General features: G+C 70.0%; 29 protein-coding genes and 1 pseudogene. 14 read left to right on the top strand and 16 right to left on the bottom strand.

Features of this window, described 5'->3' with window-relative positions; genetic code table 11:
- Positions 1-35: 35 nt before the first annotated feature.
- A complete protein-coding gene (locus tag LIV37_RS08295; protein WP_020866655.1) occupies positions 36-881 on the top strand; it encodes a spermidine synthase in 846 nt (281 codons plus the stop codon).
- Here the strand turns inward: LIV37_RS08295 and LIV37_RS08290 are convergent.
- Together LIV37_RS08290 and LIV37_RS08285 are read right to left on the bottom strand one after the other, a co-directional pair.
- Positions 868-2,172 carry an MFS transporter gene (locus LIV37_RS08290; RefSeq protein WP_020866654.1) on the bottom strand — a complete coding sequence of 435 codons (1,305 nt, stop codon included), beginning with the start codon at positions 2,170-2,172 and terminating at the stop codon, positions 868-870. The genes LIV37_RS08295 and LIV37_RS08290 overlap by 14 nt on opposite strands.
- 74 nt (positions 2,173-2,246) lie before the next feature.
- Positions 2,247-3,353 (bottom strand): DUF8017 domain-containing protein, encoded by a 1,107-nt coding sequence (locus tag LIV37_RS08285; RefSeq protein ID WP_020866653.1) that lies wholly within the window; start codon positions 3,351-3,353, stop codon positions 2,247-2,249.
- 95 nt (positions 3,354-3,448) lie between these two features.
- Here LIV37_RS08285 and LIV37_RS08280 point away from each other — a divergent pair, with 95 nt between their 5' ends.
- From LIV37_RS08280 to LIV37_RS08265, 4 genes are all read left to right on the top strand, one after another.
- Positions 3,449-3,901: a DUF4442 domain-containing protein gene (locus tag LIV37_RS08280; protein WP_020866652.1), complete on the top strand. Its 453-nt coding sequence runs from the start codon at positions 3,449-3,451 to the stop codon at positions 3,899-3,901.
- Between the two features lie 193 nt (positions 3,902-4,094).
- Positions 4,095-4,763 (top strand): DedA family protein, encoded by a 669-nt coding sequence (locus LIV37_RS08275; RefSeq protein ID WP_020866651.1) that lies wholly within the window; start codon positions 4,095-4,097, stop codon positions 4,761-4,763.
- Positions 4,764-4,875: 112 nt separating this feature from the next.
- On the top strand, positions 4,876-5,418 hold the full coding sequence (locus LIV37_RS08270; RefSeq protein WP_020866650.1) for a gamma carbonic anhydrase family protein: 543 nt from the start codon (positions 4,876-4,878) through the stop codon (positions 5,416-5,418).
- A 23-nt stretch (positions 5,419-5,441) separates the two neighbouring features.
- On the top strand, positions 5,442-6,134 hold the full coding sequence (locus tag LIV37_RS08265) for a GAF and ANTAR domain-containing protein (RefSeq protein WP_121826170.1): 693 nt from the start codon (positions 5,442-5,444) through the stop codon (positions 6,132-6,134).
- A 147-nt stretch (positions 6,135-6,281) separates the two neighbouring features.
- On the opposite strand, the gene LIV37_RS08260 is transcribed toward LIV37_RS08265, so the two are convergent.
- The 5 genes from LIV37_RS08260 to LIV37_RS08240 form a co-directional block, all read right to left on the bottom strand.
- Positions 6,282-7,163, bottom strand: a complete 882-nt coding sequence (locus LIV37_RS08260; RefSeq protein ID WP_020866648.1) for a cytochrome c oxidase assembly protein — start codon at positions 7,161-7,163, stop codon at positions 6,282-6,284.
- Positions 7,163-7,717, bottom strand: a complete 555-nt coding sequence (locus tag LIV37_RS08255; protein WP_020866647.1) for a DUF2243 domain-containing protein — start codon at positions 7,715-7,717, stop codon at positions 7,163-7,165. The genes LIV37_RS08260 and LIV37_RS08255 overlap by 1 nt, the downstream gene beginning before the upstream one ends.
- 237 nt (positions 7,718-7,954) lie before the next feature.
- Complete coding sequence (locus tag LIV37_RS08250; protein WP_020866646.1) at positions 7,955-8,731, bottom strand: VOC family protein; 777 nt, start codon at positions 8,729-8,731, stop codon at positions 7,955-7,957.
- Between the two features lie 73 nt (positions 8,732-8,804).
- Complete coding sequence (locus tag LIV37_RS08245; protein WP_020866645.1) at positions 8,805-10,010, bottom strand: FUSC family protein; 1,206 nt, start codon at positions 10,008-10,010, stop codon at positions 8,805-8,807.
- 66 nt (positions 10,011-10,076) lie between these two features.
- Complete coding sequence (locus LIV37_RS08240; protein WP_020866644.1) at positions 10,077-10,943, bottom strand: EamA family transporter; 867 nt, start codon at positions 10,941-10,943, stop codon at positions 10,077-10,079.
- 107 nt (positions 10,944-11,050) lie between these two features.
- Here LIV37_RS08240 and LIV37_RS08235 point away from each other — a divergent pair, with 107 nt between their 5' ends.
- From LIV37_RS08235 to LIV37_RS08225, 3 genes are all read left to right on the top strand, one after another.
- Positions 11,051-11,623, top strand: a complete 573-nt coding sequence (locus LIV37_RS08235) for a helix-turn-helix domain-containing protein (RefSeq protein WP_020866643.1) — start codon at positions 11,051-11,053, stop codon at positions 11,621-11,623.
- A 48-nt stretch (positions 11,624-11,671) separates the two neighbouring features.
- Positions 11,672-12,226 carry a YbaK/EbsC family protein gene (locus LIV37_RS08230; RefSeq protein ID WP_121825695.1) on the top strand — a complete coding sequence of 185 codons (555 nt, stop codon included), beginning with the start codon at positions 11,672-11,674 and terminating at the stop codon, positions 12,224-12,226.
- 633 nt (positions 12,227-12,859) lie between these two features.
- Positions 12,860-13,384 (top strand): hypothetical protein, encoded by a 525-nt coding sequence (locus LIV37_RS08225; RefSeq protein WP_158634936.1) that lies wholly within the window; start codon positions 12,860-12,862, stop codon positions 13,382-13,384.
- Positions 13,385-13,899: 515 nt separating this feature from the next.
- Here the strand turns inward: LIV37_RS08225 and LIV37_RS08220 are convergent.
- Entirely contained in the window at positions 13,900-15,081 is a 1,182-nt protein-coding gene (locus tag LIV37_RS08220; protein WP_158634937.1) for a helix-turn-helix domain-containing protein, read from the bottom strand.
- Positions 15,082-15,223: 142 nt separating this feature from the next.
- Between LIV37_RS08220 and LIV37_RS08215 the strand changes: the two genes are divergently transcribed.
- A complete protein-coding gene (locus LIV37_RS08215) occupies positions 15,224-15,670 on the top strand; it encodes a recombinase family protein (RefSeq protein ID WP_020866638.1) in 447 nt (148 codons plus the stop codon).
- Positions 15,671-16,081: 411 nt separating this feature from the next.
- Complete coding sequence (locus LIV37_RS08210; protein ID WP_121825697.1) at positions 16,082-16,543, top strand: glycine-rich domain-containing protein; 462 nt, start codon at positions 16,082-16,084, stop codon at positions 16,541-16,543.
- A 169-nt stretch (positions 16,544-16,712) separates the two neighbouring features.
- Here the strand turns inward: LIV37_RS08210 and LIV37_RS08205 are convergent, their stop codons facing one another.
- The 5 genes from LIV37_RS08205 to LIV37_RS08185 form a co-directional block, all read right to left on the bottom strand.
- On the bottom strand, positions 16,713-17,120 hold the full coding sequence (locus tag LIV37_RS08205) for a CoA-binding protein (protein ID WP_020866635.1): 408 nt from the start codon (positions 17,118-17,120) through the stop codon (positions 16,713-16,715).
- 680 nt (positions 17,121-17,800) lie between these two features.
- On the bottom strand, positions 17,801-18,802 hold the full coding sequence (locus LIV37_RS08200) for an integrase core domain-containing protein (protein ID WP_309471138.1): 1,002 nt from the start codon (positions 18,800-18,802) through the stop codon (positions 17,801-17,803).
- Positions 18,803-18,919: 117 nt separating this feature from the next.
- The gene (locus LIV37_RS08195) at positions 18,920-20,164 is read right to left on the bottom strand and encodes a PP2C family protein-serine/threonine phosphatase (RefSeq protein ID WP_020866634.1); all 1,245 of its coding nucleotides are present in this window, start codon (positions 20,162-20,164) and stop codon (positions 18,920-18,922) included.
- A gap of 404 nt (positions 20,165-20,568) precedes the next feature.
- Positions 20,569-20,826, bottom strand: coding sequence for a hypothetical protein (locus tag LIV37_RS08190; RefSeq protein ID WP_121826171.1), 258 nt, complete (start codon positions 20,824-20,826; stop codon positions 20,569-20,571).
- Positions 20,827-21,097: 271 nt separating this feature from the next.
- On the bottom strand, positions 21,098-21,625 hold the full coding sequence (locus LIV37_RS08185) for a DUF5994 family protein (RefSeq protein ID WP_020866632.1): 528 nt from the start codon (positions 21,623-21,625) through the stop codon (positions 21,098-21,100).
- Positions 21,626-21,888: 263 nt separating this feature from the next.
- Between LIV37_RS08185 and LIV37_RS08180 the strand changes: the two genes are divergently transcribed.
- A complete protein-coding gene (locus LIV37_RS08180) occupies positions 21,889-22,413 on the top strand; it encodes a DUF5994 family protein (protein ID WP_020866631.1) in 525 nt (174 codons plus the stop codon).
- Positions 22,414-22,807: 394 nt separating this feature from the next.
- Here LIV37_RS08180 and LIV37_RS08175 read toward each other — a convergent pair whose 3' ends face one another.
- Positions 22,808-23,494, bottom strand: a complete 687-nt coding sequence (locus tag LIV37_RS08175; RefSeq protein ID WP_020866630.1) for an SDR family oxidoreductase — start codon at positions 23,492-23,494, stop codon at positions 22,808-22,810.
- A gap of 111 nt (positions 23,495-23,605) precedes the next feature.
- On the opposite strand from LIV37_RS08175, the gene LIV37_RS08170 reads away from it, so the two are divergent.
- Positions 23,606-24,166 (top strand): TetR/AcrR family transcriptional regulator, encoded by a 561-nt coding sequence (locus LIV37_RS08170; RefSeq protein WP_020866629.1) that lies wholly within the window; start codon positions 23,606-23,608, stop codon positions 24,164-24,166.
- 376 nt (positions 24,167-24,542) lie between these two features.
- Here the strand turns inward: LIV37_RS08170 and LIV37_RS08165 are convergent, their stop codons facing one another.
- Positions 24,543-25,301, bottom strand: a complete 759-nt coding sequence (locus tag LIV37_RS08165; protein ID WP_148717866.1) for a hypothetical protein — start codon at positions 25,299-25,301, stop codon at positions 24,543-24,545.
- A gap of 294 nt (positions 25,302-25,595) precedes the next feature.
- Entirely contained in the window at positions 25,596-25,811 is a 216-nt protein-coding gene (locus LIV37_RS08160) for a hypothetical protein (protein WP_020866627.1), read from the bottom strand.
- Here LIV37_RS08160 and LIV37_RS52045 point away from each other — a divergent pair.
- Together LIV37_RS52045 and LIV37_RS08155 are read left to right on the top strand one after the other, a co-directional pair.
- On the top strand, positions 25,713-26,042 hold the full coding sequence (locus tag LIV37_RS52045; protein ID WP_338060259.1) for a hypothetical protein: 330 nt from the start codon (positions 25,713-25,715) through the stop codon (positions 26,040-26,042). The genes LIV37_RS08160 and LIV37_RS52045 overlap by 99 nt on opposite strands.
- A 13-nt stretch (positions 26,043-26,055) precedes the next feature.
- Positions 26,056-26,424 (top strand): annotated as a pseudogene (locus tag LIV37_RS08155) (arsenate reductase ArsC); the annotation flags it as partial.
- Between the last annotated feature and the right edge of the window lie 29 nt (positions 26,425-26,453).

The following is a 26,453-nucleotide window of genomic DNA, read 5'->3' as shown; positions in this document are numbered from 1 at the left end:
AGGCCACGGCATGCGTGCGACGGCACAATGAGGGGGTGAACGAGCCGATACCCGTGAGCCGTGCCGTGGACGGCGGCACCGCCAAGCTGATGCCGGACCTGGACCGCCCGCGCGCCTGGCTGCTCACGGTGGACGGCGCCCCGCAGTCGTATGTCGACCTGGACGATCCGGGCCATCTCGAATTCGAGTACGCGCGGCGGATCGCCCATGTCCTGGACGCGGCCGCCGATTCCGGCGCCCCGCTCGACGTACTGCATCTGGGCGGTGGGGCGCTGACGCTGCCTCGCTATCTGGCCGCCACCCGCCCCGGCTCCCGGCAGGTGGTGATCGAGGCCGACCGGGGGGTGCTGGAGCTGGTCGCAGAGCACCTTCCGCTGCCGTCCGGGGCGGGCATCACGGTACGGCCGGAGGACGCCCGGACCGCGCTGGAGGCCGCGCCCGGGGGGTCGGCCGACGTCATCGTGGCCGACGTCTTCGGCGGTTCGCGGGTGCCCGCGCATCTGACCTCCGTCGAGTACGCCCGCGTCGCGGCCCGGGCGCTGCGGCCGGGCGGGTGGTACGTGGCGAATCTGGCCGACGGGGCGCCGTTCACCTTCCTCCGCTCCCAACTGGCCACCTACCGCACCGCGTTCGCGCACCTCGCGCTGATCGCGGAGCCGTCGGTGCTGCGCGGCCGCCGGTTCGGCAACGCCGTGCTGGTGGCCTCCCAGTCCGAACCGCCGGTCGCCGTACTGGCCCGCCGCACCGCGGCCGACGCCTTCCCGGCCAGGGTCGAGTACGGCGCCGCGCTGGAGCGGTTCATGGGCGGCGCGGCGCCGGTGCGGGACGAGGACGCCACGCCCTCGCCCGAACCGCCGGACGGGGCGTTCAGCGTGGGCTGACCGGCTCCGGGGCGGGGTCCGCGGCGGCGGCCGGTCCGCCCTCGGCGACGGGCTTGGTCTCGCTCCGGCGCAGCCGCCGTACGTCCGGGACCGTCAGCACCGCCAGCGTCAGCGCCAGGATCAGCGCGGAGCACCCCCACAGCGAGGCCGACCGGCCGAACGCCTCCTCGGCCGGGCCCGCGAGCGCCATGGCGAGCGGCACCATGGCGACCGAGCCGAACCAGTCGTACGCCGAGACCCGCGACAGCTTGTCCTCGGGGATCTCCTGGTGCAGCGCGGTCATCCAGGACACCCCGAACACCTCGACCGACACCCCGACCAGGAACATCACCACGGCCAGCGGCGCGATCGGCACCGGGACGGCGAGCGCGGCCGACGGCAGCGCGAGCGGCAGTACGCACAGGGAGCCCGCGAGCAGCATCCGGCGCGGCCGCCAGCGCACCATCAGCAGACCGCCCAGGACGGTGCCCGCGCCGAACGCCGCGAGCGCGAGCCCCCAGGGGCGCGCCCCGCCCAGATGGTCCTCGGCCACCAGCGGGCCGAACACCGCCTCCGCCGCTCCCACCACCGCGTTGACGACGGAGAACTGGACGACGATCGACCACAGCCAGGGCCGGCCGACGAATTCGCGCCAACCTTCGCGCAGATCCCCCAGCATGCCGCCGCCGGGCTCCCGCCGGGCGACGGCGCTGACATCGAGAAGCGAGCGGAGGGCGCCCGCGGCCGCGAACGCGGCGGCGTCGACCGCCAGCACCCAGCCGGGGCCGACCACCGCGACCAGCGCGCCGCCGAGCGCGGCCCCGCCGATCTGCGCACCGTTCATGCCCATCCGGAACAGCGCGAAGGCGCCGGCGGCCTGTTCGCCGTTGACGCTGGAGAGCAGCATGCCCTCGGCGGCGGGGGCGAAGAACGCCTGCCCGGTGCCGCCGAGCGCGGACAGCACGGCCATCTGCCACAGCCGCGCCTCGCCGGACAGGACGAGCACGGCGAAGGCCGCCTGCGAGAGGCAGTTGAGGCTGTTGGCCGCCACCATCACCCGGTGGCGGGGCAGTCGGTCCGCCACCGCGCCGCCGATCAGCAGGAAGACGACCAGCGGAAGGGTGCGGGCCGCCGCCACGAGCCCGACGTCGCCGCCGTCCCCGCCCGCCTCCAGCACCGCGAACGCCGCCGCGATGAGGGCTCCGGCGTTCCCGAGGCCCGTCACCACGGCGGCGGTGGTCAGCAGTGTGTAGTTGCGGCCGGCCCACGGGGGGCGGCGCGGCCGGAGGCGCGGGGCCGGAGGAGTCGTCACATCCGGACTATCCCTGGGGGCGGGCCCCGGCGTCCAACCGAATTCCGGCCGCCGTGATCGGAGCGGTCAGAAGGTCAGGAGACCTCCGACTTCACCGGCCGCAGCGAGCTCATGATCTTCTTGATGGTGGAGTCCGGGACCTCTTCCTTGGTGCCCTTGACCGAGTACAGGACCCAGGTGGCGAAGTCGCCGTTGGTGTCCGTGTAGGTCACGGTGACCGACTTGCCGTCGGTGGTGCACTTGTCGGTCTTCTTCACCCCGGTGACGGTGGCCGACGCGGTGTAGCCCTTGAGGCCGTGGGCGCTCTTGAACTTCTTGGCGTCGGTGACCTTGCGGGTCCCGGTCTGCTTCTGGTCGAAGGCGGCGAAGACCCAGTTCTCGGCCTCGATCTTGGCGGCCGACGCCTCGCTCTTGGCGCCCTGGGCGCCCTTCGAGCCCGCCCCGGCGGCGTGGCTCTTGTCGACGTAGCCGTCCTTGTCCTTGACCGAGCAGTAGTCCTTCTTGTACCTCGCCGGAGCGGACATGACCACGAGCGGCTTGCCCTTGTCGTCCTCGAACCCGGTGCTCAGGCCCGGCGATTCGATCGTCCAGTCCGGGGGGACGTCGAAGGCGTTGTGCCGCTTGGGGCTGACCACCGGCTTCCAGCCGGGTATGACCGCCTTGACGTCGGTGGTGTCACCGCCGGCGCGCGGGTTGTCCGCACCGCCGCCGCCCGGGTCCTCGGTCGGTTCCTCGGAGGCCGGGGCCGACGTGGAGGCCGACGTCTTGTCCTTCCCCTTCGACTCGTCACCGCCGTCGCTGTCGTCCTTGCCCAGGACCAGCACACCGGTGATGGCCGCGGCCGCGACGACCGCGATGGCCGCGACGATGGCGATGGTGGTCGTGCGCTTCTTGTTGTCGCGCGGCGGCTGCGGTGCGCCGGGCGGGCTGGACGGAGCGCCCCACTGCTGGCCGGGCGGACCCTGTGGCGGGCCGTAACCGGGCTGCTGCTGCCCCGGCTGGCCGGACTGCCCCGGCTGCTGCTGGGGCGGCTGCTGATAGGGATTCGGCTGTTGGTATCCCGGCTGCTGATACGGGTTGGGCTGGTTGTATCCCGGCTGCTGGTACCCCGGTTGCTGATAGGGGTTCTGGTCGTGCGGGTTGTTCTGCTCGCCCCCGGGCGGCTGCTGTCCTGGCCACATGGCCAGTAACGATAGAGGGGGCCGACGACAGCTGCTACGGCTGCCCCTTGAACTGGCCCTTTCCCCGCTTTCTACTGAGTGGTAACTTCCGGGTCATGTCAGAAACCCTGCCCTCCGTCGGTGAGATGCTCGCCGCCACGGTGCCCATGGTGCGCACCCTGAACCTGGAGTTCCGTGAGGCGTCGCCCGAGCGCGCGGTGCTGTGCCTGCCCGACCAGTCCGACTTCCACAACCACGTCGGCGGCCCCCACGCGGGCGCGATGTTCACCCTGGCGGAGTCCGCGAGCGGCGCCATCGTGCTGGCGGCGTTCGGCGATCAGCTCGGCCGTGCCGTACCGCTGGCCGTGCGCGCCGAGATCGGCTACAAGAAGCTCGCCAAGGGGCCCGTCACCGCGACCGCCACCCTCGGCCGGCCCGCCGCCGAGGTGGTCGCCGAGCTGGACGCGGGGGCGCGGCCCGAATTCCCGGTGAACGTCGCGATCACACGCGAGGACGGTGCGGTTACGGGCGAGATGTCCATCGTGTGGACCCTGCGCCCCCAGTCCTGAGCGCGACCCTCCCCACCCCTGAGCCCGAGCTCTCCGTCCCTGAGCGCGTCCTCCCTTCGCCGGAGCCGACGCGAGCGGGAGCACGACTTGGGGATGATGGCGACCGCGCGCCGATTGAGTAGGCTTCCCGGCGTGCGCCGCGTCCTGTCCGGCGCACGCCGGGAAGCGGTCGCCACATGGGGAGGAACCGGCGTTGCATATCGAGGAATGGCTCGAGACCGTGCCCGCGGTCAGCGTGTATCTGCTCGTGGGTATCGTCATCGGCCTGGAGAGCCTGGGAATCCCGCTCCCCGGCGAGATCGTCCTCGTCAGCGCGACGCTGCTGGCGGCCTCCCAGGACCACATCAACCCCTACATCCTGGGGACGTGCGCCGTAGCGGGTGCGGTGATCGGCGACTCCATCGGCTATCTCATCGGCCGCAAGGGCGGACAGCCGCTGCTCGCCTGGCTGGGCCGCAAGTTCCCCAAACACTTCAGCGCCGACCACGTGGCCACCGCCGAGCGCTCCTTCCAGAAGTGGGGCATGTGGGCGGTCTTCGTCGGCCGGTTCATCGCGCTGCTGCGCATCTTCGCCGGGCCGCTCGCGGGCGTGCTGCGCATGCCGTACTGGAAGTTCCTCATCGCCAATGTCCTCGGCGGCATCGTCTGGGCCGGTGGTACCACCGCGGTCATCTACTCCCTGGGCAAGGTCGCCGAGGACTGGCTGAAGCGCTTCTCCTGGCTCGGGCTCGTACTGGCCCTGCTCTTCGGCCTCGGCTCGATGCTGGTCATGAAGTGGCGCTCCAAGAAGGCCAAGGCCGCGGCGGTCACGACGGCCGACGCCGAGCCCGCAGAGCCGGAGCCGGTCCCGGCCGGGGACTAGGGCGGATCGGCCGGATCGGCGGTCCCGGTCGAACCGGCTGGACTGGCTGGACCGGCTGGACGGCTCCGCCGGAGCTACCGGCCGGGGTGCGGAACGCGAAGGGAACGACCAGGTGGGAGAGACGGTGCGCGCCTTGATCTTCGGCATCGACGGGAAGGAGCCGCGGATCGACCCCGACACGTTCGTGGCCCCCACGTCGGTGGTGATCGGCGATGTCGTGCTGGCGGCGGGATCCAGCGTCTGGTACCAGGCGGTGCTGCGGGGCGACGGCGGTCCCATCGTCCTCGGCGCGGACAGCAACATTCAGGACAACTGCACGGTGCATGTCGACCCCGGATTCCCGGTCTCCATCGGCGAGCGGGTCTCGGTCGGGCACAACGCGGTCGTGCACGGCTGTACGGTCGAGGACGACGTCCTGATCGGCATGGGGGCCACGGTCCTCAACGGCGCCCGGATCGGTGCGGGGTCGCTGGTCGCGGCCCAGGCCCTGGTGCCGCAGGGCATGGAGATACCGCCCGGGTCGCTGGTGGCGGGGGTGCCGGCGAGGGTGAAGCGCCCCCTCACCGACGAGGAGCGAGCAGGCATCAAGCTGAACGCCCAGGTGTACGCGGAGCGGGCGAAGCAGTACCGGGAAGCGCTCAGAGGCGGCGAGTAGCCCGATGTGATCGGATGGTGGTCATGGACTGGGAAGCCTTCGCCGAGCGCATGGCCACCATGGCGCGGGACCTGCTGGCGCAGGACTCCGTCGAGGCCACGCTGGAGCGGATCAGCGCGTGCTCGGTGGACATAGTGGAGGGCTGTGACGCGGCCGGCATCCTGGTGCTCCACGGCAGCCGAGTGGAGTCCCTCGCCCCCACCGATGGGCTGGTGGTGCGGTCGGACCGGCTGCAGGAGCGGCTCCGCGAGGGGCCCTGCTTCGACGCCGCCCGTCGGCTGAACGGCGAGCGGGTGTTCCGGATCAAGGACTTCACCGTGCCCGAGGAGAGCTGGCCGGATTTCGTCAGGGAGGGCCGCGAACTCGGCATCGGCAGCATGATGGGGTTCCTGCTCTACACCGAGGAGGAGAACCTCGGCGCCCTGAACCTCTACTCACGGCGCCCCGCCGCCTTCACCAAGGCCAGCGAGACGGCCGGCTGGCTGCTCGCCTCGCATGCCGCGGTCGCCTTCTCCAGCGCCCGCACCGCCGATCAGCTCCAGCAGGCACTCCAGACCCGGCACACCATCGGGGAGGCCATGGGCATCCTCATGGAACGCCTGAAGATCACCGAGGACGACGCCTTCGCACTGATCCGCCGGGTGTCCCAGGAGCGCAACGTCAAGCTGCGGGACATCGCCCGGCAGATCTGCGAGAGCGGCGGAATCGACGACTGAAGCGTCGGCCCGAGCCGACGCATCAGCCGAAGCGGCTCTTCCGGCCCGCGGTCTGGACCGGAAGGGCCTGGCCACCGTGGTCCCCCGGGGGTCGCTGCGATGGCGTGACGCCCAGGTACCCCGTGGCCCCCAGAGGTAACCCCGCCGTCACCTGGATTTCGGCAGGGCCCGCGCGGCGCGGATCCCCTCCCTCGGCCGCCGCACCGGACGTACCGGTGGCCCGTGCGGGTTCCGGGGCGTCCGCACGGGCCGCCAGGTGGTGACCAGGGCCGCGGCCAGGAGGAGCTCGGCGAGGTCGCCGCCGTAGTACATGATCTCCGCGCCGCCCCGGACCTCGGCGATCGGGGCGTGGACCTCGACCCAGAAGCCTCCGTACATCAACTGGGCGATGACGGCGTGGGCGGCGATGGCGACACCGAGGACCACCAGCCGGGCCGGCACCCCCGGCCGGGCGGGGGCCGGGTCGGGACCGGCGATGACATACGCGAACAGCCAGCCCGAGAGCAGGAAATGGGCGTGCGTCAGCCAGTGCCGCCCAGGGTGGCCCATGGTGGCGTCGTAGACGGGGGTGAAGTACAGGAGCACCAGCCCGCCGGTCGTCAGCAGCAGGGCGGTCACGGGGTGGGCGAGCAGCCGCGCGGGGCGGGAGCGGAGCACGGCGGTCAGCCGTCGGCCGTGGTCCGGCGGCAGGGCGCGCAGCAGCAGGGTGACCGGGGCCGCGAGCACCAGTGCCAGGGGCGCGTACATCCCGAGCAGCAGATGCTGGGCCATATGGCCGCGGAAGTCCTCATGGGCGAACGGCGCGAGCGGCGGCAGCAGCGCCACGGCCACCAGGACGAGCCCCGCCGCGAAGCTCAGCGACCGCGCGAGGGGCGGCCGACGCCGGGCGGGGTGACGGCGACGGGCGCGGCGGACCGCCAGCGCGTAGGCGGCGGCACACCCCACCAGGGCGAGGGCCGGCAGCCATACGTCCAGGGGGCCGCCATCCCCGCCGTGCCCATGGCCGGGATGCGCCGCGCCGCCACCCATCACACGCGCCCGGTGGCGCGGGGTGCCGCGGGGCCGGAGGGGGCCCCGCCGCGCTGCAGCAGATAGCCGCCGGCCACCAGAAGGGCGCCCAGGACGAGGAAGCCGGCGTCCCACCACGGCTGCTCCGGGCCGCCGTGGACATGGTGGATGCCGAGGATCTGGTGGTCCAGCATGCCCTCGACGAGGTTGAACAGGCCCCAGCCGACCAGCATCCAGCCCCACAGGACGCGGGAGCCCCACACCCGGCGCCGGTCGTGGGTGACCCGGGCGTAGAGGATGGCCAGACCCAGCAGTACCGAGATCCAGCACACGGCGTGGAAGATGCCGTCCCACACGGTGTTCATCCGCAGACCGGAGACGGTGTGCGGGTTGTAGTAGCGCACGCCGATGCGGTCGTGGTTGGTGCCGCTGAGCATGTGGTGCCACTGGAGCAGCTGGTGCAGCAGGATCCCGTCGAGGAATCCGCCGAGCCCCACCCCCAGCACGATGCCCGGCAGCCGGATGACGCGTGACGCGGGCAGACCGGCCCGGGCTTCCTCCGCGGTGGTGGCCATGACCGCTCTCCGTCCTGACGACTGCGTGGTCCCCCGCGCTCTCCGCCTCCACGGCTTCCCGGCCGGACCGGCTTCCTCACCTGGCCCTGTCGTCTTTACGCCATCTCGCCGAGCCGGGGCGGGCCGTCCGTCAGGGCTGTCCGACGGGGCCGTCCGTCAGAGCCGTCCGACGGGGCTGTCCGTCAGGGCTGTCCGTCAAGGCGTTCGTTCGTCTGAGGCGCCCGTCGGGGCGTCCGCTCAGGCCGCGGTGACGGTGAACAGCCCGCCGTCGGGGTCGCACAGGATCGCCTGACGGCCCGTGGGGGAGGCGTCCGGCGGGAGGGCGACCGTGCCACCGGCGGCGCGGGCCGCCGCCACGGCGGCCGTCACATCGGGGACGCGGAAGTGGACGTACCAGCGCGGCCGGACCCGGGGGTCGGGGGCCTGCTCGACGGCGCCGCCGTGGACCACCGCCAGCTTGCGGCCCGCCTCGCGCACGATCACCTCGTCGTTCTCGTACTCCACGGAGCAGTTGCCCTCCGGTGACGCCCAGCCGAAGACCTCGCCGTAGAAGAGGGCGGCCGCGAACGCGTCACGGGTCCGCAGCTCCAGCCAGGCCGGGGCGCCCTGCTCCGGACCCGAAGGCCAGCCGGGCAGCGCCTCCCCCGTCCAGAAGCCGAAGACGGCGCCGTCGGGGTCGGTGGCCAGCCCGGCGCGGCGGCCGGTGCCGAACGGGAGCGGGCCGACGCCGACGGTGCCGCCCCGCTCACGGATGCGTGCCGCCGTGGCGTCCGCGTCCGCCACGGCGAAGAACGGCGTCCAGGCGACCGCGCCCCTGAGGCTGTTCGCGAGCGCCCCGACCCCGGCCACCGGCGCTCCGCCGAACAGCGCGGTACGGAACTCCTCGCCCAGCCCGGTGGGGCGCCAGGTCCACCCGAGCACCGCGGTGTAGAACTCCTGCGCCGCCTGGAGACTGGGGGCGGCGAGACTCACCCAGCAGGGGAATCCCGGCCGTACCTGGCCGATCGGCTGCATGGGCACCACTCCTCATAACTCCGCCCCGACACCACCGCGGGGGACTGCACCGATGTACCCCGTCGGCCGGGCGCTATGCCCCGGCGGTGGCGCGGGGCCAGGTGTCCGGGGCGATGTCGTGCCAGATGTTCTGGGCCTGGATCAGCAGGGTGCCCAGGACGGCGGTGGTGCCGGAGGAGACGTAGCGCTCGTCGGTGAGCTGTTTGTGCAGGGCGCCGTGGTGCCGTTCCACGGCCTCCAGCGCCTCGTCGAGTCGGCCGCGCGCATCGTGGAGTCCGCCGCGCGGGCCATTGGGGGCGGCGGGGTCACAGATCATTTCGGCCCGGGCCGCGCAGGCCGCCGCCAGATCGGCGAGGAGGCGGCCGTAGTCGCACAGCGGCTGCTGGTCGGGGGTGGGAATGGTGCGGTTCTCGTCGGCGACGTCGACCATCGTGCTGACGACCGCGCCCACCTCGGCGACGATCGCGCTCCACCGCTGGTCCTCGCTCTCGGGGGGAAGCGTCGGCGGCAGTTGCCCGCGCGACTTCCACGGCAGCCTGGGATTGAGCCGGAGGCTCTCATGGCTCCACAGCCGGGCGGAGCGCAGGCTCTCCTGCCGCTGCCGGAGCTGGTCGGACAGCCGTCGCCAGTCGGTGGGCGTGTCCTCGGACCAGTCCCCCTCGGCCAGCGCCTGGGCGATGCTCGCCAGTGTCTCCTGGGTCCCGAGCGCCAGACTGCTGAGGTTCTCCCGGACGTTCCGCAGATGGACCGGCGGCAGGATCAGCGCGTTGACCGCGATGCCGATCGCGGCGCCGAGCAGGGCCTGCAGCAGCCGGTGGGAGACCGTGAGGCTGGACACCGGGGCCGAGGTGAGGGTGAACAGGGCGGTGGTGGGGCCGTAGATGCCCTGGTCGCCCAGGCGGGGCCAGTTGCTGAGCAGCATCACCACGGGCAGGACCAGGGCCACCGAGATCAGGATGTTCCCCGTCAGGGCCTCGGCCCCCGCCGCCAGCAGCGTGCCCACGGCGATGGCCACCAGCTGCTGCAACCCCTTGAACAGCGAGCGGTAGACGGTGGCCTGGACCAGGACCACCGCCACCCACGGCGCCATCAGCGCCACCGGGTCCTTCAGCCACCACCCCGAGACCGCCCAGGCGAGCGTGGCCGCCCCGGCCGCCTTCAGCGACTGCACGAGCAGGTCCCGCTCGCGCCCCGGCCCCTGCCACGCCCGCGCCGCGGCGTCCACGATCCCCCGGGCCTCGGCCCGCACCACATAAAGCTTCTCGTTCGTCTGCCCCATGGCGTAGTGGGTTCCTGGAGCACGTCGGCTTATGCATGGCCGGGCGGGGGCCGGGCCGCGGGCCGCTCAGCCGGTGGCCAGCAGCAGCGTGCCCACCAGGGCGAGTCCGGCGCCCGTGGCCTGGACCACCCGCAGCCGCTCGCCGAGCAGCCCGCGGGCGGCGAGGGCGGTCACCACGGGGTAGAGGGAGGCGAGCACCGCGGCGACGGTGACCGGGCCGTGGTGCGCGGCGAGGTTGTACGTACCGTTCGCGGCCACGTCGGCCAGGCCCACGAAGGCGAGCGCGGGCAGCGACGCCCGCACCACGCCCATCCCGCCCTCGGGCAGCCCGGGGTTGCCGCGCCGGACGGAGACCAGCAGCGCGCCGCCGCCGACCGCCACATTGCACACCCGCTGCACGAACAGCGCGAGGAACAGCCCGGTCAGCGTGTTGGACGCCTCGGCGATCAGCGCCATCACCGAGCCGAAGCCCAGCGCGGCCACCAGCGTGAGCAGCAGCGTCTGCCGCTGGACGGGCGCCCCGCCGGTCTGCGGACCGCTCGCCAGGACCACACCCGCGACCGCCACCACGACGCCCGAGACCTGGAGCAGCCCGGGCCGTTCGCCGAGCACCAGCGCGACGCCGAGCGGCACGATGACCCCGCCGAGCGCGCCGAGCGGGGAGACGACGCCCATCGGGCCGAGCGCGAGGGCCCGGTAGAAGCACAGCATCGCGGCCGGGCCGACCACACCGGCCGCCGCGGCGAACCACAGCTGCGGGCCCGCCTCGGACCATCCGCCGGTGGCGACCACGATGGCGCCGAGGACGGTGACCGCGATGATCTGGGAGACGACGACCACGGTGAGCGCGGGTGTGCGCCGGGTGAGCAGCCCTCCGCCGAAGTCGGCCAGCCCCCAGAGCAGGCTGGTGGCAAGAGCGAAGAGTGCGGACATGGTGAAACCTCGCCGTACAGTGTGGTGGACGTGGGAGTACAGCCCACAGTAGTTCACTATACTCGACTATGTCATTCACTATTTTGGACGGATGGACGGACCGGAACGTGACGGACCTCGACCAGCTCACGCAGTCGCTCGCCCGCAACCTCAAACGGTGGCGCAATGAACGCGGCTTCACCCTCGACGCCCTGGCGGCACGCGCCGGGGTCAGCCGGGGCATGATCATCCAGATTGAGCAGGCCCGTACGAATCCGAGCGTGGGCACCACCGTCAAGCTCGCCGACGCGCTCGGCGTGAGCATCACCACACTGCTCGACTACGAGCAGGGGCCCCGGGTGACCTTCGTCCCGCCCGACCAGGCGGTGCGGATGTGGTCCACCGAGGCGGGCAGCTACACCGCGCTGCTCGTCGGCACCGAGGCGGACGGCCCGCTGGAGATGTGGCAATGGCGGCTGATGCCCGGCGACGAGAGCAGCTCCGATCCGCATCCGTCCGGCACGGTCGAGCTGATCCATGTGACGGTCGGCGAGCTCACCCTGGTGATCGGCGGCGAGACCCACACCGCCCCGGTCGGCACCTCCGTGGCGTTCGAGGCGAACACCCCGCACACCTACCGCAACGACGGTACGGCGCCGGTGGAGATGACCATGGCGGTGTCGGTGCCGCCCGCGCGCTGAGGCCGCCGGCCCGGCCTCGTGCCCTGCTCCGACTGCTAGTTTGGCGGCATGAGTACGCCGATGGATGCCTTCGACGAGGTCCGTCCCGCCGTCGAGTGCCTGGACCTGCTGACTGCTCCCGTCGCCGAGGCGCTGCGCACCTGGCGCGGCTCGGAGCCGGTGGAGCAGGTGCTCTTCGTGGACACGGACCCGGACAAGGCCGACACCGCCGTGCTCGTCGAGAACTACGGCTCCTGGCTGCTGGAGCAGTCCGCCAACTGCGTGGTGGTCGCGGGCAAGCGGGGCGGCGAGACCACCCTGGCCGCCTGCCTGGTCCTGGCCCACACCCGCGCGGACGTCAACGGCGTGGTGCGCCGCCACCTCGGCGCCCGCAAGGCGTCGTTCGCCCCGATGGACACGGCGACGGGCGAGAGCGGCATGGAATTCGGCGGCATCACCCCGATCGGGCTGCCCGCCGGCTGGCCGCTCCTGGTGGACGCGGCCGTGGCCGACATCCCGTACGCCCTCATCGGCAGCGGCAGCCGACGCGGCAAGCTCATCGTGCCGGGCAAGCTGCTCGCCGGCCTCCCGGGCGCGGTGGTCCTGGAGGGTCTGGGCGCCTGACGCCGGGTGGTCCTCGGCGGGGTCCTGGCTGCTGATGTGGATGAGGGCGGTGCGATGCGGCCCGACCAGGAGGAGGCAGGAATCCCCCTCGCCGTCCAGGGCCGATGCGAGGGGGAAGTTCTTCGCGTAGGCGAGAACGGGTGGGACCCCGGGGGCCCCGGTGATCTCGGTGACGACGGTCCCGAGGAGGTCGCGGGCGAGCCAGGAGACGAGCTCGTCGCCGGGGATCTCGGGCGTCGTGGAGTCGAACTCCCAGACCAGGGTCGACGCCCGGGCCGCCGTGACCATGTTCAGCTCGGATTCGATCAGCGCGGCCTCGCGGGAAGCGACGTCCAACGCCCAGAGGACATCATCGGTTTCGTCGTCGCCCTCCTCCGCGATAAGCCAGTGCCCGTCTCCGGCCCAGCCGGCGCGGAAGACGGCGTCGGGGTCGGCGACGTCCAGCTCGAGGCCATGGGTTCCGAAGGCCACCTCGAAGGTCACCGCGTCGGTGTTGTTGATTCGGAGGAACTCGCTGAGCAGCGTCGTGGCGCAGGCGATCCGGTACGTCGGCGTGGCGTCGCCGGCGGGGGCGGCCACCGGGGCGGGGGCCAGCGCCAGCCGCGTCGTCCCGTCGTCGGAGCGCACCAGCAGTTGAAGCTCGTCGTCCAGCGCGGGGCCGCCCGGCTCGGCGGCCACCGCGATCCGCAGCAGGTCCGTACCGTCCGCCGCCAGGGAACCGGCCAGATACCCGGCGAGCGCCCGGCCCCGCCGGTCCAGGCTGCCGGGGCCCGACTCCAGCGCCTCGATGAGCAACGCGAACGCCTGCTCCGCACCGGTGTCCGGCAGGCCCCACGAGGCGTGCAGCGGGCCGTCGGACGTCTCGTCCGGGTCCTCGATGTCGAACCGCTCGACGGACACCGGATGGCGCCGCCCGCCGGGACCGGCGAACGCCGACGGGAATGCCCCGTACTCCGACACCTGCGCCACGGAGGGCGCGGTGTCCCACTCTTCCTCGTAGGACGGCGGAGCCTCGCCGCCGACCACCGCCAGCCGCCACGGCGGCAGCCACTGCGCGAACAGCCGCTCCATGGCTTCGAACGGGCCGATGTGGTGCGGATCCGCCGTCGTCAAAGTCCATCCCCCGATGCCCACGCTTGTGATCGCGGCAGAGCCTAGCGGGAGCGGATCGCGGTCGGCGACGAAACCACCGACCCGCAGACCGCATCTCGCGAGGGGCGTTGCCCCGCATAACCCGCGCCGGGCAGAGCACGCCGCTCGTCGTCGCTTCCCCGTGACGGACTGCCCCGGCTTGTGCGTTGTGTCGAGATCCGGACCGTCGCCGACGCCTTCCAATGTCGTCGCGTCCTGCGCGGCCGTTTGATCGTCCTCCCACTTGAGCAGCCCGCAGGTGGAGAAGTCCGCAGGTGCCGTGCCGACATTCTTCAGTGTGAGCGTAAGGACGACGTACTGCCCGTTCTCCGGCTCGTTCGTCGTGTCGATTTCGGCCGGGGCTACGTACTTCGCGCTGACGGCAGTGACTTGCATCTTCGACGTCACCTTGTAGTTCTCGCTGTACTCGTCCACCTTGCCGGTGCCGAACGTCCCTGTCTGACCAATCGCCAGCACGGGGGCCGTGGACCACACGCATCAGCCCCCGTCGGGATCATCCGGCGGGGGCTGTTTTACGTTGATCAGGACGCCAGTCCAGACCGCTTCGCCATGGCCAGTAGATCCGGGCGGCTGCGCTGGTGGAGCGTCCACAGCACGCGCAGCACCTCCCGCGCCATGGGATGGATCTCCGCCATCTGAGGGGCGACGTGGAAGGCGTACTTCAGCGCATCCTCTGCGCCAACGAGATCCCTCGTCGCGAGACGCGCACGAGCCGCGTCGATGGCCAGCCGGCCGACGCGCGACGGCTTCAGCCCCGCGGGAGGATTCTTCAGCAGCGGGGCCGCCACTTCCGCGGCCTTGTCAGGGTGGTTCAGCTCGATCTGGGCTGCCAACTCGTACAGCGCGGTGTTGCCCTGCCCAAAGGTGAGGTGGTGCTGGAGGACATCGGGCCCGCTGATCCGCTCGGCCAGCGCCTTGGCCCGGCGGACGTGGTCCGCGGTGGCGTTCGCGTCCTCGTGGCGGGAGGCCAGGACGATGCCGCGGAGGTGGAGCGAGCCAAGGTGGACGACGCGGTCCAGGTCGTCGCCCGGCATCCTTTCGTACTGGACGATGGCGCGTTCAATGATAGCCAGCCCGTCGGAGTACTCGCCGGCTGACTGATACGTCCCCGCCTCATTCCACGCCGCGGCAGCCACGGCCTCAGGGTTCCACGTCTGCTGGGCCGCCCACTGCTGACGGCTCACGATCATGTCGGCCAGGTCCGGCTGACGGAAACGGTGAGCGCAGGCGTATGCACAGCTGTAAACGTCGGCCACGTGCCCCCACGCAACAGCATCCCCGTCGCTCTCCATGGCCGTTGCGGTGACCTGGCCGAGCAGCTTGGGGAGGAGCTGGAGCAGCCTCAGGTAGTCAGTGTTGGCGCGGAGCTGAGCGGCGCGCTCGAGCGAGGCGGCCAGTTCGTCGGTAGGCGGCACGTCTTCGCGCGGCAGCGTGTGTCGACGGACGACCGTTCGTAGCTGATCCATCAATTCCGTCTGCTTCGACGGATCGGCGAACGGATCTCCGTAGATGCGGGCCGTCGTGACCTTCAGGGGACCTGCCGCTGCTGCCACGATCGGCGGAGTCGCTGGACGAAGTCCAGTCTCGATTTTGCTCAGGTACGAGAGCGTGATCCCCATTTGGCGGGAGAGAGCCGTCTGGCTCAGCCCGCGGACCTTACGTAAAACCGCGATGTTCTCGCCCGCTGAGGGTGCGCTGTGCATGGACCAACTGTCGCATGCCGTTTCGCCTGCGTCCCTACCTCTGAAGGGCTCTGACGCGCCGTTGTGCATGTTTTGTGCCAACTGATCATGACTCACTCGTAGTTATCTGGTCACACAGGGAAACCAGTGACCGGGAGCCTCGATGACCAACGACGAGTCGAAGACCCTCGTATTCATCTACGACCGCGAGGTGACCGAGAAGGATTCAGCGGATGAGCGGATCCTTACCTGTCGTCAGTACGCCTGCGATCGGGGGTGGACAGTCGCGGGACAGTGGGTAGACCGCGGATCCAACGCTGTTGCCCTCCGGCGGACTTTCTGGAACGGCATGATCGCCGCGATGGAGCACGAAGGTCGGGGGAAGCGAATCGTCTGTCTCGTCGCCAACTGGCACCGGATCGCCTTCGACGACGCGGCTCGCAATACGTTACGGCAGACAGTCAGTCACGTTGGGGGAGCGTGTGTGGCCGTCGACGACGAGGCGGTACCGAGTACACCGCGCGACGTGGCTATGCGCAGGCTTCATGCCGGTGGGGAACAGCTCGGGCCGGGTACGACGCTGGTCCGTCACGACGGGGAGACGGCGTGACGTGGTACCCCAGCAGGGACGATTACCTGTCGCGGCGGGACGCAACCACGCGCATCGCGGCCGTGACACCTCGCGAAAAGGCCGCCTTGACATTCGAGGACCGAGGGCGCGCAGCGATCAGGGCGTCGTCGCGATATCTGGCGGACCCGTCGACGTCACTCGAAGACGCGCAGGCCGCGATCAAGCTGCTTCGGTTAGCCCTCTCCGATGTGATCATGGTCGCCGAGGAAGCGGTCCGGGAGCGCTCTGGTCGGCTCCTCCCGGACCGTGGTCCCCGCTCCGAATCTCCGTGACGTGTGTCGGGATGGGGGGCGGGGGCCGTAAGCACGTGAAGCCTCGTCCCGGCCGGGTGGTTGGAGGCCAGTGACCGGGACGAGGGCAACGCACCACTCACAGAGAAGAGGTACGCGCATGAGTCAAGGTACAGCTCTGCTGCCCGACGAGGATCGGGCAGGCGTGGTCAAGACCGTCATGGACAACAACCCGGACATGGACGAGACCATGGCCGGCCGGATCGTCGATGAGGCGACGAAGTTCGTGATCGCCGCTTCGTGCTCTGCCGGGAAGAACCCGACCCCGTCGCGGATCGTCGACGAAGGGTGGCACGCGCTCATCCTGCACACGTATCTGTACTCCAGCCTGTGCACGAGGCGGGGCGGGTACGTCCACCACACGCCCGGGTACAACCCGCGGAACTACGACGCCGAGATCCTGGAGCGCACGAAGACGCGGACCGCGGAACTGGGCTTCGACGTCGACTCCGAGCTGTGGGGCCCTCCCGGTTCGGATCCGGTCGTCGTGGCGGCCAAGTGCCAGCACACCGAGGAGTGCGCGATCATGCCGATGCCTCCGGACCCCGGTCCCACGGAGTGATGAACCTCGTCTGCCCGTCCCTGATTGAGCGCGCGACCAGGCTCGGGGCAAGAGGAGCTAGTACAACCCAACAGCGGCCCCGTCCGTGCGCCCCCGCGGCGCCGGTCGGGGCGTTTCCCGCCTGCCGTGGGCCGCGGAAACCCATGCATCCAAGGCGCGTCGTCGCAGGTCACCCCAGCAGGGGGAGCTCGATGGCCGGGCAGCGGTCCATGAGCATGGCGAGCCCGGCGGCGCGGGTGCGGTCGTACGCTTCCGGGTCGATGACGCCGAGCTGGAACCAGACGGCCTTGGCGCCGATGGCGACGGCCTCGTCGGCGACCGGGCCCGCCAGGTCGCTGTTGACGAACACGTCCACGACATCGACTTCGAATGGAATTGCAGAGAGCGTCGGGAATCCCTGCTCGCCGTGCACCGACTCGGCTTTGGGGTGTACGGGTATGACCCGTTTGCCGTAACGCTGGAGAATCCCAGCGACCCCGTAGGCCGCGCGCTGCTGGTTGGAAGATAGGCCGACTACCGCCCATGTGTCTCCCAGCTCTGTGAGGATCTTGCGGACCGTCGCCGGGTCGCTGTACACGCGTGCCTCCTGTGGGTACGACAAACAACCTGTTTGCCACAACGGGCACCACATTCCAGGGATTCCCAAGCGCCGGGGTGATCGAAGAAAACGCCGTGGCCGGATCGCTCCGGCGTCGAGGGAGTGCATCTGCCTGGGCAGAACCCTGAGCCCCCCGGGCTGGGCTGGAAGGCCCACCGAGGGTGACGTCGGGGGCTTCGATGCCCTCATATGCAATTGGGTGAATAACGCCTCTCCAAGCGGCCACAACTCACGGGACCATCGTTCCACTCTGTCCGGGAGGGCGCCCCCGACTGCCAGTGACACGGAAGGGGAGACGTCGCTGTTCAAGCAGCGGGAACTTGCCCAACTGCGGTCAGCTCTGGCCATGTCCGGTGGGACTTTCTGATCTTTAATCTCGTGCCGGTCAAGGCCTGCTGAAAGCCGCTGAGCCTGAGACGTGGGGCCGCGTGGGTGCCGGAAACTATGTCGCAGTACGCGACCTGCTCGTATTCGTGGGTGAGCTCACCGAGCCGATTACGCCGGGAGACTGCTGTGTAGTCGCTGACCGACATCGGTTCAGGGATTTTTAGTGGGATCGGTGACCGTTGTCTGAGGGGTCGGCGTGGCCGGTGTTGGTTGCCCTGGGCGAGGGCACCGGCGAGGGTGCGCCGTCTGGCGTGCTTGTCGGGCTCGAAAAGTCATCGCTGCTGATCAGGCGGCATAGCGGTACTCGTTGATGACGCCGCCGAGGACGCGTGTACGCAGGAGTCCGCGTGCGTCGCGGTCGTGCGGGGTGGTGGGCTGTTGGTGGGCGTCAGGAGGTAGCCGCCTCGGCTTCGATGAGGACGGTGTGTGTTGTAGTGCCGTTGGTAGGCGGCAAGGACATGTCGGGCGTGTGACTCGTTCGTGATCAGGATGTGGTCGAGGGCCTCGTGCCGGATGCTGCCGATAACCCGTTCACAGTGGGCGTTCATCCTCGGCGCTCGTGGCGCGCTCTTGATCACGTCTATGCCGTCGGCCTCGAAGACGGCGTCGAAGGACTGGCCGTACTTGCCATCGCGGTCACGGAGCAGGAACCGCAGGGATTCCATACGTGTGTCCAAGTCGGCGGCTACGTTCCGGGCCTGCTGCACGGCCCAGTCCCGGGAGGGATGTGCCGTGACGCCTGAGATGTGGAGGCGCCGGGTGCCGTGTTCGAGGAAGGCCAGCGCGTAGAGTCTGCGTCCGACCACGGTGTCAAGATGAAAGAATTCTGCAGAGATGATGCCCTCGGCTTGGTTCGTGAGGAACTCGCGCCAGGTTGGGCCGGCGCGGCGAGGGGCCGGATCGATACCCGCAGCGTTCAGGATCTCCCATACGGTGGATGCGGCGATTGGATTCCCGAGGCCGATTAACTCGCCCTGGACCCGTCTGTGGCCCCACCCTGCGTTTTCCCGGGCGAGCCGCAGAATCAGCTCCCTGAGCGCCGCCCTGGTCGGTGGTCGCCCGGTCCGAGCGCGTCGCACGCTGTAGTCCCATTTCGCCGCGATGAACCTGCGATGCCAGGCCAGCAGGATGCTGGGCGTGACCGGGAAGACTTCACGCCACCGGTGGCGGGGTATCAGCCCCAACAGCGCAGCCAGCCAGAACCGATCAAAGGGCTCATGCCGGACCCGGCCGCTGATCTGGCGGCGTAGCACCGCGTTCTCGTGCCGCAGCACGAGCAACTCCGCGTTGGCGTCGGTTCACCGGACTGCATCGCCCGCAAGCCCACCCGGCCCGAGACCAGCCTTGCAGATGCAAGTCGGCGGTGGCTGAATCGGCTTCCGGTGGGCTGGTCACGCTTCTGCCGTGGCGAGGCCGTCGGCGGTGCCCCCGCACCACTCGACCAGGAAGAGAGTCGCGTCGTCCGTGGTGACCCCGCCGCGTTCCCGCAGCAGGGCATGGGAGAGGCCGCGTACCATTTCCTGCACACTTTCTCCCTCGCACCCCGCGCGGTCGACGAAGCCGAGCAGTCGCTCCTCGCCGAACTGTTCTTCGCCGGCGCGGTGCTCCTCGACGAGACCGTCGGTGAAGGAGAGGATCCGGTCGCCGGAGGACAGGGCCTGCTCGCTGATCTGCGGGATGGCGCCTCCGAATCCGACGGGCAGGGTACCCGGGCTCTCCAAGGTCTGAATGACGCGGTGCTCGCGGATCAGCAGGGGTGCCGGGTGGCCGGCGTTGACCCATTGCAGGTGGCCGGTTCGGATGTTCAGGCGCATCATCTGTGCCGTGACGAAGTGGTCGGGCCCGAACTGCTCGTCGATGGCCCTGTCCATGAACATGTACAGCTCATCGAGCCCGACGTCGGCGCGCCTGGCATGGCGATAGGCGCCGACGGCGACGGTCGCCAGTACGGCGGCGTCCAGCCCATGGCCCATGGCGTCGATGACGGCCGTGTGCAGGATGTCGTCATTGAGGGCGTAGTCGAAACTGTCCCCCGCGACGTCATAGGCCGGTTCGAGGATTCCGGCCACCGCGACCTGCGGTGTGATCATGGTCAGCGGGGGCAGCAGCGACCACTGGATTTCCGCGGCCAGGCTCATCGGCTGGCGGCGCCGGGCCTGGAAGAACTGGTCGGTATAGCTGTTCTTGGTGACCAGCATGTCGGCGACCAGGCCCGCGAGGCGCCGCAGCAGCCGCCGGTCGTCATCATCGACGCTGTTCAGGGTGACGGCCAGCACTCCCACCTCATCGCTGCCGTCCAGCAGCGGCAGGAACATCCGGATTCCGCTGGCCTGTGGGTGTTCCACCGTTGTCGCGCTGAGGAAAGCCCTGCCGGCCTGCGATTCGTCGATCCACTCGGGCTCTCCGATAACGAGTCCTCTGCCCGGCAGCGGTGCCAGTATCAGCTGGTCGTAGTCCTGTAGGAGGATCGAGACGTCACGCCCCCCGATCCTGCTCACTTCCTCCGCGACCAGCGGGGCGATCAGCTGGGGCGGCATCTCGTGAGCCCGGTCCAGCAGGATGCCCAGCAGCCGTTCACCGAATCCTTCCGACCGGTCCACGGCGACAATCCGGAAGCTCTGTTCACCCTCGGCCATGGCCACCTCTTTTCGCCATAACCACCCTCGCGCAGCGACACGCCCGCCGCACTTTGGTCCCGCTGCCCCTCCACCCCGGTATCGGGAGCTCCCCGGGACTCCCGCGACACACTCTGAAGATCGCCGTGAGATCGCTTCCAGGGCGCCGGTGGCGCGACCGGCGACGCTGCCGATCATGCTCTGCTCCCGGCCGTTCGCGCCGATGCGTCGGTACAACGGCTCCGGCGCAGAAACACCGGAGCCGCCCTTTCGGGTCGGTTGCACGTGAGAGTGAACCGGCCCACTCACCATGCTAAGCCTGGCGCGCTTTCCGGCATAAGGGACTTTTCGGGGCTCAGGAGTTCTTCCGCCGACGCGGACACGCGTCGCGGTGCCCTGCCCGCACCTCGCTGAGGGGCATCCCTTCAGACTTCGTCCGTCTGCGCGGGGTGCCCGGAGGACCGACTTGCTGCCAGCCAGGACCGCGCCGGTCCTGCCGTGTGCGTGGTGTCTACAGTGAGATGGAGGCGGGTTCCGCCTTCGGCGCCAGCGGGGTAGCTGCGCTGTTCGGTGGCGGCGAAGCAACGACGGAGTACCGCTGCGACCTGGCGGGCGGCCTCGGGGGACGCGGCGACAATACGCACCTCGGCGCGCCCTGCCGAGGGTGATTCCGGTGGCTGCATGGTGGCCTCGTTCATCAGGAAGACGTGGCGGTGAGTGTGGGGCCTCGCTGCGCGCCCACCGGCCCCGGTCAGGAGAGGGGGCGACGGGCGATCCGGCGGGCTTGCCGACTGCCGGCCCTTCCGGCTCCGCTGGCCGACTCCCGCCAGGGCATCGCTGTAGTGAAATGCTGCGATCCGCTCGTTGTGCCGTCCATTGAGCAGATGGATCAGCAGCACTCCGACCATGATCATGAAGATGATCACGGACACGGTGATGACGGTCTCCACTTCCTCACCTCCCTTGAAGCGGAGCAGGACCGCCATCGGTCTCCCACCGCTCCTCCTGGCTGAAATCTTCCCGGGCATCACGGGCGGCGGTCTCGTCCGCCATCAGCCTGCTGGCGGTGAGGAGGCTGCCGGGTGTCGCAGCGGCGGCCATCAGCCGGGAGGCGGCTGCCGCACCCGTCTCCGGTGGGATCACCAGAAGGTCCCAGCGGCCCGCGGTGTAGGAGAGCAGAATCAGCTTGTGCGGGTCCTGCTCGTCGGTGAACCAGCCGACGTCCATCGTGTGCCCGGCCGCAGGCACCTTGCGCGGGATCACGGGCCACTGGGCCGGGTTCACGGAGACCCGAGTGATCCGGCCCCAGCGCGCGTCCAGCACATCGGCCAGGGCGGGCAGCTCACGGAGGAGATCGCGGGAGCGGGGCCACCACGCACCGTCCAGAAGACCTGGAACCGGGCCGACCGGAGTTAGGGACAGGCGGGCCGGTGGCGGGGGCACGCGCTCATGGGTGGTCGTACGGTCGATGGTCACGCTCATGCCGCGGACCTGTCCCCGGGCGCGCTTTGCAGCGTCCCGGTGTTGTTGCTCGCCGAAAACGACACCCGCGTGGAGGCCGGTGTGCGAAGTGCTCCCGGTGTTTTCACTGTACTCCGGGGCGTTGCCCCGCTGAGCCCCCGTATGATCAGCCACTTCTTCAGAGCCGGGTCCGGGTCCGCAGGGCACCGATGGGCCTGGGCGTGGGCTCTCGGAGTACGGTGAAACCGGCGGGCCACCGAACCTCGTAAGAGGGCGAGCAGACCATGTCCGACGCCGACACCCCGCGTGAAGTGAAACTTCTGCCAGACGCGATCCACCATGCCGTGAAACCCGGCACAGCCCTGCTGCGGTTGGCGACGACACATACCCGCGAGGGCATTCTCGACGGTGCGTGGTGGCCGCGTTCCCGCGACATAGGCGCCGAACTTCCCGCCCTGATCACCGCCCTGACCGAGCACCTCGGACCCGTCACGCGCGTCGGCCTGGACGCCGACGCCTGGGAAGAACTGCCGACACGACTGATCATCGACGACCGCATCGTGCATATCGACTCGTTCCCTGTGGGCGACGGCACCATCCTCATCACCCGAGGCGATCGAGACCTCTTCTCCCTGTTGGTGGTCCCCCCGCACGCGACGCCCGACGCGGCACGCACCGCGATGGCCCGGGCCGTCCGCGTCGACAACCTCGCACCGGCCGAGCAGATCCTCATCGACACCGGCAGCGGCCGGGCCCGCCCGATCGCCGAGGAAGGCCCGCAGACAGGCCCGGAACGCGGCGCGTCCTGACGTGTTCGGGTCCAGGGACGACAGCGCGGTGTACTCCGAATCCTCCCACCCAGTCGAATAGACGAAGGTCCGACCCACGGCCCCAGCGCGCCCGCGGGCCCCGCAAAGCGCATGGCTTCCAAGCCGGTCACCAGGGAGCCGACTTGTTGCCGACCAGCGGCCTTCGCGAAGCACTGGCAGGCATCGCCACCCCACTGGCAAGCATCACGACCCCAACGGCCAGTCTCGCCCTGCCCGCACAGAAGGGGGAGACGTACCAGGCTGTGTCCGGAAGCTGACTGCCTGGCTTCCCGTTCTCGGTGCCCGGCCACGCGCAGTCCCGTCCGGTGTCCGAAGTTCGCGTAACGCATCAGGTGTCCATGCTCAAGAATCGACAGGGGAGTCGGGGAGCGCCTCAGGCCGCACTTGGCGAAGCGGCCAGGGTCTGCTTGACGTACCGGGTGGTCTCATCGGCGAGGATCTCGGGCAGACCCGTCTCGATGCCGTGCAGGGCCTGCGCGGCGACCTCGGCGAGGTCGGCCTTCTGATCGGCGGGAACCCCGGCGGCCATGTCGGTGTCCATCCATCCGACGTGCAGCCCGGAGACGGTGATGCCGCGGGGGGCCAGCTCCTCCCGGGTGGCGTCGGTCAGCGCCCATGCCGCGGCCTTGGTCGCGGCGTAGGACCCGAGGCCGGCGGGGTGCAGCCAGGACAGCACGGACAGGACGTTGAGCACGGCGCCGCCGCCGTTGCCCTCGATGACGGGGGTGAAAGCCCGTGTCACGGCGAGCGGACCGAAGAAGTTCGTCTCCATCTCCAGGCGCACCGCGTCCGGGCCGCCCGCGATCAGTGGCGTGGCGGTGGAGATTCCCGCGTTGTTCACCAGCAGTGTCGCGTCGGATGCGGTGCGGGCCGCGGCCCGGATCGATTCCTCGTCCGTCACGTCCAGCCGCAGCGGAGTCACACCCGGCAGGTCCACCGTCTCCGGGCGGCGGGCCGCCGCGTACACCTTCGCGCCGCGCTCCACGAGCTGTGCGGCCAGGTGGCGGCCCAGTCCTCGGTTGGCGCCGGTGACCACGGCGACAGCGTTCTTCAGTTCCATACGTGCTCCCAGCGGTGCGGGGCCGAGCGGCCCATACCAATTAGATTATGACCACAATCTAAAACCTCACCTAGGATAGATGTCAACCGGCATCCAATCGGGAGGTGGCTGATGGGCCGCGTATCGCAGGCGCAAGCGGAGGAGAACCGCAGGCGGGTCGTGGAAACCGCCTCCCGGCTGTTCCGGGAACAGGGAACCCACGTCAGCGTCACCGACCTCATGAAGGCCGCCGGCCTGACCCACGGCGGCTTCTACAAGCAGTTCGCCTCCAAAGAGGCACTCATCGACGAAGCCACCGCCCACGCGTTCGACGGACTCACCCGGCTCCGCGATGGCGGCCTCAAGCAGCACGGCGGGCAGCGCGACGCCGCCCAGCAGGAGCTGATCGACACCTACCTCTCCGTTGAGCACCGCGACAGCGCGGCAGATGGGTGTCCCGCCGCCGCGCTCGCCGCCGACATGGCGCGCGAACCGGGAGATCGCGAGGCCCGCCGCGTCTACACCGAGGGAGTGGGTGAGTTCGCCGAGTGGCTCGCCACCGAGGACCAGGACGGCATCACCCGGCTGTGCACGATGCTCGGTGCACTCGTCCTGGCCCGAGCCACCAAGGACTCCCCGCTCTCCGAGCAGATCCTCACCGCCGCGCACGCAGCCTTGACAACAACCAGCTGACCAGGGATCCGGTCGCGGGCGGCACGCCGCAGGGGAACACCGGCCTGTCCGGGTGCAAGGTCGCATGCTTGGCCGACGGTGAGGGCTCGCCATTGCCCCCTGGGGGCCCATGCGCCCAGGGGCTCTTGCGGAGTTGGGGACGCGGCGGGCGATGTAAGTACGAGCTCACCCCGTCTTGACCGCCACCTGGGACGCGAGCCGGCATCGAGTGCCGCGGCGCTTCCGTCTGCGGTACATCACCGCCGTGTACCCCGAACGCACCGCGAAGCTCCCACGGTGACGCGAGTGGCAGCGTGAAGGCGAGGTACCAGCGGCCCGCCCGGTGGTGTGCCGGGTCGGACCGCTGCTCGCTCACGGATGAACGGTGATCAGTCTGCTACGCCAGCAGGTCGATGACGTAGACGGCCGTGTTTGCGGTGTCCAGTCGCCAGCCGCTGCTGCCCGGTGCGCAGACCACGGTCCTGTCGGCGGTGTTCGAGACGTTGGTACCGGTGTTGAACGGCGTGTTCGCGGTATTGGGCAGCAGGTTCGTGTAGAGACTGGTGCCGCTGTTGTAGACGCACTGGTGCAGGTTCAGGTACCTGCCGCTGGCCCCCGTCAAGTCCGCGGTGTAGAGCGCGGAGTTTACGGAGTTGAGTGGCCAGCCGCTGGGCCGGCCGCATTCCAGGGCCATGTCTTTGGCGGTGGAGATGCTGGTGCCGGTGTTGAACGTTTCGTTCTTCGTGTTGGGCAGCAGATTCGTGTAGTGGGTGGAGCCGTTGCTGTACACGCACTGGTGCAGGTTGAGGTACTTGCGGCCGCTGCCGAACCGGTCGCCGTTGTACGCGGCGGAGTTCACGGAGCCGAGTGTCCAGCCGCCGGCCCCCGGGCCGCAGGTCACCGCCGACTCGTCATCCTTGGAGACCTTGGTACCGGTGTTGAACGGCGTGTTTGGGGTGTTGGGCAGCAAGTTCGTGTAGAGCATGCTTCCGTTGCCGTACACGCACTGGTGCAGGTTCAGATAGCCGCTCGATGCTGCGGCTACCCCGGGGGCCACCGCAGGTGCGGGCGTCGCCACCGATACCGACAGGGCACACGCACCGGCAAGAGCCAGCCCGACCGACTTCCACGCCCGGCCTACCATCAAACGATCCACTGTGCTCCTCTCGCCCCTCCCCACCGCTCCGGCGGCGCCGGGCAGCACAAGGAGACCGCCACAGAAAAACACGAACGCTTACACACTGTGATCATCCTTGTGTGTATTGCGCCTGAATGAGGTGGGTTCTCTCGCAAGGTTGACGCGTCCACTTGACCGCTCGGGTGGCGGGAGAATGCGGTACCCGTCCGGACCGCCTCTTCCTGCGGGCTGGCCGAGGCCCCGATCAACCAGCGGATGTTGGCTGGCGCCCGCGCGCTAGACGCGATCAGGCCGACGCCTCCCACCGCGTCTCTACATCTGAATCTGCACGGCGTTGGGTACAAACTGCGACTCGGCGTGCGGGTTCATACACCAGCGGGCCCAGGAGTCCGCGAACCCGCGCGCTTCTCGGCCGAGACCGTGCGGCACCTGCTCGCCGACTCCTCCATCCAGCTCGCCGCCACCGCCCGGGTCCACACCCACCTGGTCGTGCTCGCCGAGCGCCTGGCGACCGAGCGGCGCGAGCATGGATGCCGGGCTGCCGAGGGTGCTGTTCGTGTGCAGCCACAACGCCGGACGCGCCCCGGTCGTGCCTGGCCGCCGCTACCTGGACTGGCCCGTCGCAGACCCAGACGGCGCTCCAAGTGCTGCGGTCCGGGCCATCCGCGACGAGATCGACGCTCACATCTCCGACCTGTTCGCCACCCTCCCGGGTACCTGAACCCTTTCCCCGTCCGCATCACCTGCCTGCCAACCTGAGAAGGATGAACTGATGTCCTCCACCCCTGCCGCGTCCGTGCTGTTCGTGTGCGTCCACAACGCCGGGCGCTCGCAGATGGCGGCCGGATTCCTTGCTCACCTCGCGGGCGACCGCGTGGAGGTCCGCTCCGCCGGCTCTCTCCCGGCCGACCAGGTCAACCCAGCCGCGGTCGAGGCGATGAAGGAAGTCGGCATCGACATCTCCAGCCAGAAGCCAAAGGTCCTGACCACCGAGGCCGTCCAGGCGTCCGACTACGTCATCACGATGGGCTGCGGCGACGCCTGCCCGATCTTCTCCGGCAAGAAGTATCTCGACTGGGCCTTGGAAGACCCCGCCGGTAAGGGTGTGGAGTCCGTCCGCCCCATCCGTGACGAGATCAGGCGCCCTCGTGGGCCGGGCCGCTGCTGGAG

Origin of the sequence: Streptomyces rapamycinicus NRRL 5491 (assembly GCF_024298965.1) — a bacterium.
GTDB lineage: Bacteria > Actinomycetota > Actinomycetes > Streptomycetales > Streptomycetaceae > Streptomyces > Streptomyces rapamycinicus.
This window is presented reverse-complemented; position numbering and strand designations above follow the sequence as displayed.